Below are 12,874 nucleotides of genomic sequence, written 5' to 3'. Positions count from 1 at the left end.
GAAGGGGGATTTTGTATGGTTAGCGGTCAACGGACGGCAGTCGTCACTGGTGCAGGTCGTGGTATCGGACGTGCCATTGCATTAAGATTAGCTCAAGATGGATTGAATGTGGTCATTAACGATGTCAAACTGGATACGGCTGAATCGGTCGTGAATGAGATAAGGGAACTTGGACGTGAAAGCTTTGCCGTTAAAGCGGATGTAAGCAATAGACGGGAAGTATTCGAAATGGTGAATCAAGTTGTGGAACGTTTTGGACAACTGGATGTTATGGTTTCAAATGCAGGAATTGCTCAAATAAAGCCTCTATTGGAAGTAACTCAAGAAGATCTTGAACAGATTTTCAATATAAATGTAAATGGTGTCCTCTTTTGCCTGCAAGCGGCGGCAGAACAAATGAAAAAGCAAGAAGGCGGGAAAATCATAAGTGCTGCCAGCATAGCCAGTTATAAAGGGTTTAGTTTACTAGGTACATACTCGGCCACAAAATTTGCCGTTAGGGGCATTACACAAGCGGCAGCACAGGAATTGGCCCAGTTCGGCATTACGGTGAATGCATACTGTCCAGGAATTGTCGGGACCCAAATGTGGGATTTAATCGATGAAAAAATGGGTCCATATATGAATCTTGCTAAAGGGGAAACATTTAAAAAGTTCACAGATTCCATAACCTTGGGACGCTCCGAAACCCCAGAAGATGTGGCGAAATTCGTATCTTACCTTGCTTCACCGGATTCGGATTATATGACAGGTCAATCCATCATGATTGATGGAGGAGTTATTTTCTCATAAACTTTATTGGTAAATAGAGAAGCATCATGTGAATGATCACATGATGCTTTTTTTTGCAAACTCAATCTATATATTGTAAGCGAATACATAATCTACTATAATTAAAAAGACCTCGAATAACATCCTATTTTATTACTCCATGGTATTTTTCCTCTAGATTGACTGGTCAAATGAAGGTTCAAACCAAATGATTAGAGGAGGATTATATGCTATCCACCAGTTGTTATCTACGTACATGGGAACGCTTTGTCAGTGAAGGGGTTCTCGATTCAAATCGTCTGAACAAGCGAATAATGGAATCCTGGTATCGCTGCAAAAAAGATCAAGTCAACCCATACCTTAATAAAGGCAAACACATTTTGACGGATGAATTATTGGACATTCAAAGAGAAAAAAACTCCTTCCTATTAGAAGTTGCATCACCCCAATTATCCAGGATGAATCAATCGATAAAAGAATCTGGAATGATGGCTTTATTGGTCGATCCGGATGGATATGTCCTTTCACTTTCCGGAAATGAGAAAATCCTCGATGAGGCAGGAAAAATAAATTTTGTGGAGGGTGTATGCTGGACGGAGGGTGAGGTCGGAACGAACGCAATTGGAACAGCTTTGAAAACGGGTGAAGCCGTAATGATCCAAGGTACCGAACACTATTCGATTGCCTCGCACAAATGGAGTTGCTCTGCCATGCCCATATTAAATGAAGACGGTAAGATATTAGGAGTTTTGGATATATCATGTCCAGTAGAATATTTTCATCCCTCCATGCTGGGGATGGTAGCCAATTTGGCGTATACGATCGAACAGGAAATGGGAATGCGTTCCTATAAAAAGGAGCTGGCACTGACCCAGCACTCGATAGAACTTGCAGAAACCTATCCAGATTTGCCTTTTATCGTATGTAATCATAAACAAATGATAATCTCCGCCAGTAAACAGGTTCGCAAAAAAATTCCTCAATCCATCGGTATGGCGTTGACCGATCTGTTAAATCATGGATATCGAATCGTAAAGGAAAATCCGCTTCTATCCAAAGAGGATAATAGGATTTCCGGTAAGTGTTTATTCCTATCGGAGAATCATGGTCGTGAAGCCAATAGGCTTTTTCCTGCTTCAATGCCTTCAGAAAGATTTGTCTTCGAAGGGGAAAGAGGGATTAGTGAATCCTTTCATAACACATTACGTAAAGTGAAGCTTGTTGCACCGACAGAAGCGAATGTGTATATATCCGGTGAAACGGGTGTCGGGAAAGAGCTTATTGCCAAGGCTATTCATGATAATGGCATCCGCAAAAAAGGACCGTTCGTCACGATAAATTGCGGAGCCATACCTAAGGATTTAATGGAAAGTGAACTATTCGGGTATGTTGATGGCGCTTTTACAGGGGCTAAACGGCAAGGTCACAAAGGGAAGTTCGAGCAGGCAAATGGAGGGACCATTTTTCTCGATGAAATCGGTGAAATCCCTTCAGCGATGCAGGTTGCCTTACTGCGTGTTCTTCAGGAAAGAAAAATCGTTCCGGTCGGCGGCACAAAAAGCATATCATTGGATATTCGCATTATCACTGCAACACACCGTAATCTTGAAGAGCTTGTCAATGAAGGGTCCTTTCGTAAGGATTTATACTATCGGCTGAACGTTTACCCCATTCATGTACCTCCCTTAAGGGAAAGGATTGAAGATATTCCTTATCTAGTCAACTACTTGTGTTCGAAGAATCATTGGAATATTCCATTAACTGAAGAATTATTGAACCGTTTAAAGGAGTACAATTGGCCAGGAAATATAAGAGAACTGCAGAATGTACTTCAGCGATTGACCATCTTACTAGCAGAAGGACCTCTTGATTATGTTAAAGTGTTGAATACCATGCATTCACCGACCGTTACACGGCATGATGATTTCCCTGCATGGGAAGAACCGGGTAAAAATGGCATCAAGGGAAATGAACTGACGATCCGTGAAAAAATTCAAAGGGATCTAATGATAGAGGCATTACAAAAATCAAGAGGAAATGTCACTGCTGCAGCAAAGCTGATGGATATTCCAAGAAGTACATTTTACAAGCGGCTCCATAAGTATGGTATATAGACATGCGTGTGTACATTATGTAAGAAAAACAGACTTATAGAAATCCTTGAAAAATGAAAGGGGTATGGCAAATGAAAACGAGAATGACTGAATTATTGGGGATTGAATATCCGATCATTTGCGGCGGGATGTTTCAAGTTGGCCGGGCCCCGCTCGCAGCCGCTGTTTCAGAAGCCGGGGGACTTGGTATCATCACTTCGAAAACACAGGTGACACCAGAGGGTCTCCGTGATGAAATACGGAAAGTGAAAACTTTGACCAAGAAACCCTTTGCTGTCAACCTGAACCTGTTTCCAAGTCAAACGGCAACCCCGAATGATGAGTTCATCGATATTTTAATTGAGGAAGATGTGAAAATTGTTGAAACGAGTGGCCGAAGCCCAGAAAGTTTAATGCCCAGACTTAAAGAGCACGGCTTTACCGTGTTACATAAGGTAGCGAACGTCAAAAACGCTGTTTCTGCAGAGAAATTAGGAGTCGATGCGATTATTATTGTCGGGAATGAAACAGGCGGACATCCAGGCATGGGGGATGTAGGAACGCTTGTCATGCTCCCTAGAGCCGTTGACTCTGTAAATATACCAGTAATAGCTGGAGGGGGATTTTCGGATGGGAGGGGCCTTATCAGCGCCTTATCACTCGGTGCTGAAGGTATCGTCATGGGGACTCGCTTTATGGCAACGCAAGAAGCACCGATTCATGAAAACGTGAAGCAGTGGATGGTATCGGCCAATGAAACGGATACGGTCGTCATCCAACGGAATATAGGCAGTCCTTCGCGTGTAGCATTAAATGCCGTCAGTAAAGAAGTGGACAAACTTGAAAATGAAGGAGCCACTATAGAGGAATTGATTCCGCTAATTACGGGACAAAGAAGCAAGAAAGTATACTTTGAAGGAAATTTAGACGGAGGCATCTGGTCATGCGGTCAATCCGTAGGACTCATAAAAGAAATATTGACCGTCAATGAACTGATCAAACAAATCGTCCAAGAAGCAAAAAACTCGTTCGAATTCATCCAAAGCCGTATCGAATCCATTCGAACATAAATAACCTAACTGGAACATGCAATCAATAGTGATTTCGTGTTCCTTTTTTTATCTATTATCCATAGGTGGTCAAGAATAGACTTTATCAAAAATGCATGACCGTTATTTATAACAGAAGAATGATTTATAACTCTAACGCGAAAAGCCAATTCAAGAGAAAAAAGCTACATAAGCCCATCAATTACTTGCTAATTAACTTTCAGCAACTTCTTAATAAAAACTTTCAAATGCAAAAAAACCAAAAAGGTAATTAACCTTTCGTGAGTGTTTACATAACATTATTATTCTGCTTAATTCAAACAAAGCTTGAGATTTTAAAACCATTCTATTTTATCTGGCATTTTTGATTCCTGAAACTTTTAAATCTTTTTATATAAAATGTAAAAATCGACTTTTACGATTTTATTTCACTCATGATAAACAAGAACTGATTGCTCAAAGTAGGTGTGGCTCTATACAAATTTAATTTGAAGGTTTGCCTTATAATCCTTGGCAGCTTCCTATTGATTCACTTCTTGTTTCCACATATGAAAGCGGTCAATGCTTGTTATTTTACATCAAAACTCGATGGCGGTTTGAGCATCATTAAGTTTAAAACAATTTTTAAAGGTTATTCATGCTAAAGGCTGCTATGAGGTTAATTATGAAAGCTTATATTGTAATTATGTGGCTAAATGGAGGAGCTATCATCAATTTCAGGTAGAAAGCGGAACTTGCATGATAAAAAACCTTTTGAATTATCATTGAGGTAAATTATATTTATATAACTTTTCATAAATGTTAACCCGTGATTTTTCTCATTTGGCCATTTAATTTATATATAAGAATAATAAAAATGATAAAAAATGTAAATAAAACCGGGATATTTAGATTACTACAGGTTATTAGATAACTATTCTTTGAATAGGTCTTTAGGAAAGGAAAGGGGAAGCAATATGAAGAAAAAGATTATTTGTGCACTTACCCTAGCTGCTTTTTTAGGAGGGGCAATCATTTATTACTCAATTTCTATTTCTTTATACACAGCTACAGAAGATTTAAATGAATTCCCTATACCTAAAAATGCTAAATTGGTTCAGTTAAATGAACAAGGGAATAGATATGAATGGTCAAGGGCTTCTGAAGAAGACGGCATTCCCAATGGATATGCAATGGCCCTTAAAGCGAATGGATGGAAAAAGGGGAAAAGTGAGGGCGCTTCCGTTTTATACATGAAGGGAAATAATAAAATAGATTTGATTACCACAACCAAGCAATTAGAGATCCTTAGAGTGAAATGACTAAGGATGATAAATACTAATTGAATAATCCGATCTATAGTATAAAAATGATTGAAAACGAAATATGTTAACAATTAGCAGATAAATTAAAAATCAATATATAAATCAAGAAAATTTTAATGACCGTAACTGATGTGAAATTACCTTAAATCAAAGAAATCTTATTGCGAATTTAGACCGAATTTTTAATTGAAGATCAATCATTTTAAATGGAACAATATTTATTTAAGTTTTAAAGTATAAGTTAACAATGACTAATTAATAAAAAAATTATAGATAAATAATGGCATGATATTAAATATAAAAAATCCGTATCCCGTCTCACTAAGTTAAGTATTCTTAAGATATGAGACAAAATAAACATTAAAAATACAACTTCCTATAATATATATTATGTAAACTAGAATAAAACATAATAGTACCAAGTGGTCTCAGCTTCAAGTTCCCGTAAGATTCATTATTGTCCCCTAACTTGGCTCAAGTTGACTATAATATTCAATGCTGCTTCCGATAATTATCAGGGTTCTTTCTATAAGTCGGTTAGTTCTCATAATAAATGGTTTCGAACATAATTCCTTGGGTTGGACCGAATAATTCCCAGGAGGTCAGATAATTATGAATTACGTTCAAGCTTCGGATGATTATCTTATGTACTTAGAAGTTGACAAAAATTACTCCTTGAACACCTTATCTAGTTACGCATTCGATTTAAAGCTCTACGGTGAGTTTTTAACTGATAACAACCGATCATTAGACTTAGATGATCTCACTTCGTCCAGTGTGCGGCGATTTGTGCAAGATCAGATCATTAATTATGGTATTAAGCCAAGAACGCTACAACGCCGCATTTCGTGCTTAAAATCATTTAGTAAATATTGTTTAAAAGAAAATTACATGAAGTCTGACTTCACAGCAGGTATTCAAGCACCAAAAGCCGATAAGAATTTACCTAAATATATGACCTTACAGGAGCTTAAAAAATTATTTACCTATTTAGAACATGATCCGCGCCCCCAAAGCATTAGAAATGAATTAATGTTTAAACTACTCGCAACAACAGGAATGAGACGTCAAGAATTAGTGGATTTAACATGGGAGCAAGTTAATTTAGAAAATCAAACGATTTTAGTTCGAGGAAAAGGGAGAAAAGAACGCCTCCTCCCCCTTCATCCCATTGTCTTACCGTTATTTCAAGATTATCAAGAAACCCTTTTGGAGCAGCAAAAACATTACAGTGAACCGATCTTTTATAATCAAAAAAATAAGCCTTTAAATCCTCGTGGATTGCACAAAATATTTAAGGAGATTCTAGAAAGGGCTGGCTTACCCGCTCACCGATTTTCTCTGCATCATTTAAGGCATACTTTTGCTACCTTACTCTTGCAAGAAAACAAAGATAAAGTGGATTTAAGAACGTTACAGGAATTATTAGGTTATGAAAGTCTTGCTACTATTAGTATGTATACCCATATCGATTTTAAACAAAAGAAAAAAGCGATAAATAGTTTTTTAATTGGTTAAATCTTGAAATTATAAGATTTATAAAAGGAAAGCTTCAACGGTTCTACATGCGATTTGATGTAAGTGTTCAATACATCAGGCAAACTAATATATGTTTAGAAAAAAAGACTGACTCAGTCTTTTAATAATCTTTGCCTGTCAGAAGACACCTTGCGTATGGGGTGACAATCGTCATTTTTTTAACGAAAAAAATGATATCCTTGCAGGAAAATAAGGGAAAGGGCTAAAAACCATACCGCATATTTCGCTTTTTTTCCAATCTCTCTGCCTACGGTTACCCCATGCTTAAATGTGTGGAAGATGATAAAAATCAGTAAAAGATTTGTAAGAAAAACCATAATATCAATCCCTTACGCGTTGTCGATTGGTGGGTAACACTTGTTCTCCGAATTGGTATAACTCCACCTCGTAATGAATGTTGACCGTGGCTTTTGGATAGTTTTCCATCCAATTGTAGGCTTCATATTGTTTCATGGTGAGAAATTTTCGCCTCGCCAGATAATAAAATTCAAAAATATCCACTTTCAATTTTTCTTGTGATTTTTCCACCACCTTATCCGTTTTCCTTTCCAATTCCTTTTCAATATGGTTTTTCAGCATGGTTCCATTCTCTGTATTCGTTGAGTAATTAACCAAACTCGGAACAGAAACGAGATCCACTTTCACGGGAACGGTCGCTGTAATGACGGGCCTTGATTTTTTTGTATTGACGTTTATTTTGGCCTTTTTTTCGATATAAATCCGTGTCCCAATCGTATTTTTTGTTTTGACGGGATCTAAAAATGCGGTCGTTAATTCATCTACATCTGAATCTTGTTGCAATAGGAGGGTTAACCTCGTTTCTTCACCCGTCAACTTTCCGATCGCTTTTCCATTTCTGAACACAACCGAACCGATGGATTGTGTGTGACTTCCTGATCGGATTTTCACCTCACCTGCCACATTATCATCCTCTTCTTTCTTTACCTGTTGAGGTCTATTTTTGGCTGTACCATAAATGGCTAAAAAGGCACCCGCATCGTGCTGCGTATTTTTTAAATACATTTGATACGTCGATAAAGGAACAAATCCCGTCTCTTTCCACCTTTGACCCATCAAATCGTAAAATTTGTGAGGCCTTGTCTCAAAGGGGGTTTTATTGTGTTTGATGAAATCGGATGCACTCTCCTTCGATACCAAAAATAACACGTTTTCCCTCAGTCCCCTTTCTTTTGTGATGGTTTCCGATATATGCAGAAACATGTTATCTTTCGCCAGTTCCTCGCCGACGATTAACGCTTTCACATGCGAAAGGGAAATGTTCCTTGTTATGCTTACATTCGCGAGTTGTGTGGCGACCGCAAGGTTCGGGGCAGAGAGCGTCACGATTTCAAAAGGTTTTTCTTTCTCTGCTTTGGAACGATCCGTTGAACCGACTTGTGGATTGGCAATTTGATAGGTTACATCGAGCATCCCATTTTTCCCTTTGTCCAAACCCACCACCACAACAAACGCTTGTTCTTCCAGTTCTATTTTATCCCAGCACCCCGTTAATAAGAAAAGGGACAAGACAAGCATCCACTTTTTCATGATTTCCCCTCCTTCCTTTTTGCAAATATCCACATAACGAAGGGCAAGAAAAAGAAATAGAAGGAACCGAAACGGAAAATAACGTTTTCCCTTATGCTGTATTCCGATTCGACGGGATTCTCAGGAAGCATGCCTAGACCAATGAGAAGCGCGGCAAAGGGAATCAAAAGGGGTTCGACTTTTTTGATGTTAAATAAATAGGAAAATAGGGCGGTGGTGATATACAGGTAAAAGGAAAATCGGATAAACGTCGAAAGAAGCCAAATCGGTAAAAAGATGGTTTCGGGGTTCGCTAAAAATCGTCCTGCCGAAACATTTCTGGTCGTTTCATGAAACAAATAGGTGATTTCCGTCACTAGCGGCACATCGTATAGCATGATATAAAACAAGAAAAACGTGACCAGTTCGAAAAAGACGAAAGCAAAACTGATGAGGCTCGATTTTTTATAGGTGGAAAAATCCCTAAAAAAAGTCATGAAGACGGCAAGTGCCATGATTTCCACGAAAAGCGGCATGAACTTGAACCCTGTGATGAAAATGTTTTCCCATGTTCGTCCGAAAATCGGAAAAAGATTCGAAAATTCAAGCCGATCCCACAGGAGGATAATGAGGAGGAACAACCCTCCTTTTATCATAAAAAGAAAAACGAAACTGGTTCGGGTGATTCCTTCCAGCCCCCTTTTTGCAAGAAAAACACACACAATAAAGAGAAGGAAATAAAGAGCGAGAAGGGGCGTTTTCGGAAAATAAAGAGTGGAAATGATATTCACATAGCTTCTGGTATCCACGGCCGTTCCGATTAGGAAAAAAAGAAAGAGGATCAATCCCACCATGAAACCCAAGGGTTTTCCAAAAATCATGGCAAACACGTCGACTAATCCTTTATCAGGGTATTTCTTCATCACGCTTAAAAAAACAAGAAAGGAAAGAAGAAAACAAAGAGCGGAAACGAGTATCGCCATCCAACTGGCTGTTTCCGTTTCGTCGAACATCAGATTGGGCGTCATGTCGGCAAACTTAATTCCAATGACGGGCAAAAGCAACGAGATGATTTCTCTTTTTCCGAGTTTATACTCTTTCTTCTGGATCATAGCCCTCTCTTTCCTTTCGTTTTGGAGTTTTCATTCGCTTTCTTCGGATGCAGATACATTGGTTTGATTCGATCCTTCCAGGAAACCTTTCTTCCTATCGTATCTTTAGACGATGGGAAGAAAGGAATGGTCGGTGCCAGGTACGGCACACCAAAAGAAGTGAGGGTGGATAAATAGGCTACACACATGATTGTCGCCATCATGATACCGAAAAGTCCCATAAAGGCGGCGAGGATGAGCATGGCGAAACGCATAATCCGAACCGCAAAGCTAAACGATACATTCGGAATGGCAAAGGAGGCAAGACCCGTTATCGAAACCACGATGACCAAAATCGGGGAGATGATATTGGCATCGACGGCAGCCTGACCTAAAATGAGTGCCCCTACGATTCCAATCGTCGAACCCATCGGTGTCGGAATCCTGATTCCCGCTTCCCTTAAGATTTCAAAAGCCGATTCCATCATGATGATTTCAAAAATGACAGGAAACGGGACGGTTTCCCTTGTTGCGGCGATGGCAAGAAGAAGGTCGGTTGGAATCATGGCACTGTGGAAGTTCACGATCGCCACGTACAAACTGGGTGTGAAAAGGGCGATGAAGACCGAAAACAATCGAATCAAACGTATGAAGTTTCCATAGGCCCATCTCAGGTAATAATCTTCCGACGTGTGAAAAAATGACCAAAAAGTAGCGGGCGCCACAAGCGCTGCGGGTGAATTCTCCATGAGGAGGATGGCATTCCCCTCCCGTATGAAGGACGTCGCCCTGTCAGGTCGTTCTGTATAGAGAATGGTCGGAACAAGGGAGTACGCCCTCTCTTCCATATGTTGTTCCAATACCGATACATCCTCGATATAGTCCACGTCAATTTGGGTCACGCGATGTTTAATTTGATGCAACAAGTCAGGGTCCAACACATTTTTTAGATACATCAGACTGATTTTCGTTTTCTTATCATGTCCGATATAGAGCGTTTCCGTTACTAATGATTCGTCACGGAGCCTTTTTCTAATGAGGGAAATGTTGACGGTTCCTGACTCCACAAACGCCTCATTGGACCCTTTGATCACATTTTCCGATTGCGGCTTATCCACGCTTCGACCGTCATATTTGGCTGTTTGAAGCGATAGGACGCTTGATGACCCTTCCATCAGGATGATGGTTTGTCCGGCCAATAAAGCGGAGACGGCTTTTTCCCTTTCTAAAAGGGTGGAGACTTGATTTCCTGTAAGAATCGTTTTGCTTATCGCTTCAGTCAATTCCTCGCCCGTTTCTATTTGTATCTCCTTTTCTTGCAAAGAAGAAATGGCGTGTTCGATGAGGTGGGTATCCACCATTCCCCTCATAAAAAAAACGAGGGCGTCTTTATTTTGTGAAGGAACATGTATGGAACGGACTCCGAAGTCGGAGTTATCGGGATAAGAAAAAATGGTTTTCAGATAGGTACTGTTTTCCTGCAAATCATACGAAAAAAGCACCTGTTCTTTTTCTGCGTTTTCTTTTATTTTGGATTTCTTTTTTCTTGAATGAAAATTAATCATCACACACCTCTGCCTGCTTTTTACTTAGTATGGGGCAAAGGACTATTAGTTATTTCTTAAATAATTAGATAATCGTTTATTATTTGATTCATTTCCTTATTCCCGAAATAATTCACAAATCTTTACAAATATCATATTCATGAATCTAAACTTTTCAAATATACCCCAGGGTGATTCAGATTTAGAAATCCATGATTTTCCACACGCAAAGGGATTCGACAATACTTCTTTTTACGAAAATCATATTACTCAGTAGCAACAATCCATTGTTCGGAATTCACTTGGAAGACTTGAAAGTTTAAGCTACACGGTTACATTGGCAGAACCGGAGTCTTCTTAATTCAGTTTTATAACCAATCCGATTCCATAAATAAGACGCTCTCCCCTTTTACAAATGAACTGCGTCTTATTCAGTATTGCCTTTTTCCCATAACTGCAGAAGTTAATTTTCATGGTAGTTCAACAAGCACATTCTCTTCAGTTGTAATTAAGTTTTTTCTTTGTAAGGTGTACATAACGTTGTTGATAAATCGATATTCCAGCTTCTTCTTTAAAACGACTTGCCCAAACGATATTCAGCTATCATTCTAATTGTACGCATTCAATATAACCCATTCAATATAACCCATTCAATATAACTTTAAATAGATCCTGATTTTAAAAAAACAAACCTAAAAATCCAAGCCTTTTTTTTATATCGGCATATATAGTTGTAGAAAGGAGTGATTAATTTGGCCGATCACGATAATAATTGTTGCAAAGAATCACACTGTGGAAAACAAGACCTCAAGGACCAGGGGGTGCTTTGGCTTATGGATCATTGTACGATCCGTCTGGGAATTTTGTCAGTGAGTGGAAGTGTTTCTTATAGATCTCCGTGACTTACTGTAAAACGTATAGGACCCTTGTATCCTCTGCTAAAGAGGAAATAGAAACTATTAAAGCAGAAAGAGAAACGGAAAAAACAGAAAAAAAGCTTCATTGTTCGACTTTTCGGAAAGTGAACAATGAGAAAAAGGGTGAGTAAAATAGATAAGCCAATTCAAGGTCGTAGATTTGTTGACACGACCTATAAGTGTAAAAAAGATGATTTCTTTAATAAAACAGATGATTGCGTCAATAAAAACGATCATAAAAAATGTAAGGATTGTGAACAAGGTCTTCGAGGACCTCAAGGACCTGCAGGACCTCAAGGATTTCAAGGACTTCCAGGACCTCCAGGACCTCAGGGAGAAACTGGACCCCCAGGACCAGGGGGTGCTTTGGCTTATGGATCATTGTACGATCCGTCTGGAAATTTTGTCACAGTATCTACGGTAAGTCCTCCTGCTCTGGGGCAGAAGGTTGTTTTTACAACTACTGGGCCGTTATTAGGAACTGCTCCTTTTCCTCCTGGTCCTGGTCCTTATACTGATATTGAGGTTCTGACTGCTGGGGTTTATGAGATTAGCATGGATTTAACAGCTAGATTGATTAATGCTTCTAACTTGACGTTTAATACCGAGGTGCAGTTCAGGTTATTCATCAATGACACAACCCCGGTTCTTGAAAGTACTTTTGAATCCTTTAATCGTATTTCAGGCGGTCCAGGCGGTCAACCATCGCAAGTTGAAACTAGAAACACGATAGGAAGAACAATCCAACTTCAATTATCCGCAAACGATAGGCTAAGTATTAGAGTTATTACTGCATCTGCCAATGTAACATATAGGTATCCCTCATTAGTAGTCACAAAAATCGCCAACTAGCTGCCAAAGTCAGTAAATAGGAGAAAAAAGAGCCCTAACCTAAATGTTGTGGGCTTTTTCCGATTTACTGAACGTGGTGGTTTTGGTTACACACTAGTGAAGTCATAATGTCTAAAAATTAAAAAGACAGTAAATTTGTGTTTATTAATTTAGTGACACAAACACAAACCTGCTGTCTTTGGATTAA

General features: G+C 39.0%; 9 protein-coding genes. 6 read left to right on the top strand and 3 right to left on the bottom strand.

The window, feature by feature from the left end; translation table 11 throughout:
* Positions 1–15: 15 nt before the first annotated feature.
* The 5 genes from AC3WLU_RS00595 (at position 16) to AC3WLU_RS00575 (ending at position 6,735) form a co-directional block, all read left to right on the top strand.
* Entirely contained in the window at positions 16–792 is a 777-nt protein-coding gene (locus AC3WLU_RS00595; protein ID WP_057277653.1) for an acetoin reductase, read from the top strand.
* A gap of 206 nt (positions 793–998) precedes the next feature.
* Positions 999–2,885: a sigma-54-dependent Fis family transcriptional regulator gene (locus AC3WLU_RS00590; RefSeq protein WP_492596583.1), complete on the top strand. Its 1,887-nt coding sequence runs from the start codon at positions 999–1,001 to the stop codon at positions 2,883–2,885.
* A gap of 71 nt (positions 2,886–2,956) precedes the next feature.
* Positions 2,957–3,934 carry an NAD(P)H-dependent flavin oxidoreductase gene (locus AC3WLU_RS00585; RefSeq protein WP_057277652.1) on the top strand — a complete coding sequence of 326 codons (978 nt, stop codon included), beginning with the start codon at positions 2,957–2,959 and terminating at the stop codon, positions 3,932–3,934.
* 935 nt (positions 3,935–4,869) lie between these two features.
* The gene (locus AC3WLU_RS00580; protein ID WP_492596582.1) at positions 4,870–5,214 is read left to right on the top strand and encodes a hypothetical protein; all 345 of its coding nucleotides are present in this window, start codon (positions 4,870–4,872) and stop codon (positions 5,212–5,214) included.
* Between the two features lie 615 nt (positions 5,215–5,829).
* A complete protein-coding gene (locus tag AC3WLU_RS00575; RefSeq protein ID WP_492596581.1) occupies positions 5,830–6,735 on the top strand; it encodes a tyrosine-type recombinase/integrase in 906 nt (301 codons plus the stop codon).
* Positions 6,736–7,077: 342 nt separating this feature from the next.
* Here the strand turns inward: AC3WLU_RS00575 and AC3WLU_RS00570 are convergent, their stop codons facing one another.
* From AC3WLU_RS00570 to AC3WLU_RS00560, 3 genes are read right to left on the bottom strand one after another with little or no spacing between them, the layout of a single operon-like run.
* A complete protein-coding gene (locus AC3WLU_RS00570) occupies positions 7,078–8,304 on the bottom strand; it encodes a Ger(x)C family spore germination protein (protein ID WP_492596580.1) in 1,227 nt (408 codons plus the stop codon).
* Positions 8,301–9,395 carry a GerAB/ArcD/ProY family transporter gene (locus AC3WLU_RS00565; RefSeq protein WP_413002379.1) on the bottom strand — a complete coding sequence of 365 codons (1,095 nt, stop codon included), beginning with the start codon at positions 9,393–9,395 and terminating at the stop codon, positions 8,301–8,303. Before AC3WLU_RS00565 ends, AC3WLU_RS00570 begins: the two co-directional genes overlap by 4 nt.
* Positions 9,392–10,939 carry a spore germination protein gene (locus AC3WLU_RS00560; RefSeq protein WP_492596579.1) on the bottom strand — a complete coding sequence of 516 codons (1,548 nt, stop codon included), beginning with the start codon at positions 10,937–10,939 and terminating at the stop codon, positions 9,392–9,394. Before AC3WLU_RS00560 ends, AC3WLU_RS00565 begins: the two co-directional genes overlap by 4 nt.
* A gap of 1,019 nt (positions 10,940–11,958) precedes the next feature.
* Between AC3WLU_RS00560 and AC3WLU_RS00555 the strand changes: the two genes are divergently transcribed.
* A complete protein-coding gene (locus AC3WLU_RS00555) occupies positions 11,959–12,687 on the top strand; it encodes an exosporium leader peptide (protein WP_413002376.1) in 729 nt (242 codons plus the stop codon).
* The last annotated feature ends 187 nt before the right edge of the window (positions 12,688–12,874 follow it).

It is taken from the genome of Peribacillus sp. FW305-BF15, from assembly GCF_058783805.1.
Note: the sequence above shows the minus strand (reverse complement) of the source record. Positions and strands in the feature narration are given on the sequence as shown.

Bases quoted from the DNA above. Each gene is read 5' to 3' on its own strand.
- AC3WLU_RS00595 (WP_057277653.1), top strand. From the start codon at position 16: ATGGTTAGCGGTCAACGGACGGCAGTCGTCACTGGTGCAGGTCGTGGT.
- AC3WLU_RS00590 (WP_492596583.1), top strand. From the start codon at position 999: ATGCTATCCACCAGTTGTTATCTACGTACATGGGAACGCTTTGTCAGT.
- AC3WLU_RS00585 (WP_057277652.1), top strand. From the start codon at position 2,957: ATGAAAACGAGAATGACTGAATTATTGGGGATTGAATATCCGATCATT.
- AC3WLU_RS00580 (WP_492596582.1), top strand. From the start codon at position 4,870: ATGAAGAAAAAGATTATTTGTGCACTTACCCTAGCTGCTTTTTTAGGA.
- AC3WLU_RS00575 (WP_492596581.1), top strand. From the start codon at position 5,830: ATGAATTACGTTCAAGCTTCGGATGATTATCTTATGTACTTAGAAGTT.
- AC3WLU_RS00570 (WP_492596580.1), bottom strand. From the start codon at position 8,304: ATGAAAAAGTGGATGCTTGTCTTGTCCCTTTTCTTATTAACGGGGTGC.
- AC3WLU_RS00565 (WP_413002379.1), bottom strand. From the start codon at position 9,395: ATGATCCAGAAGAAAGAGTATAAACTCGGAAAAAGAGAAATCATCTCG.
- AC3WLU_RS00560 (WP_492596579.1), bottom strand. From the start codon at position 10,939: ATGATTAATTTTCATTCAAGAAAAAAGAAATCCAAAATAAAAGAAAAC.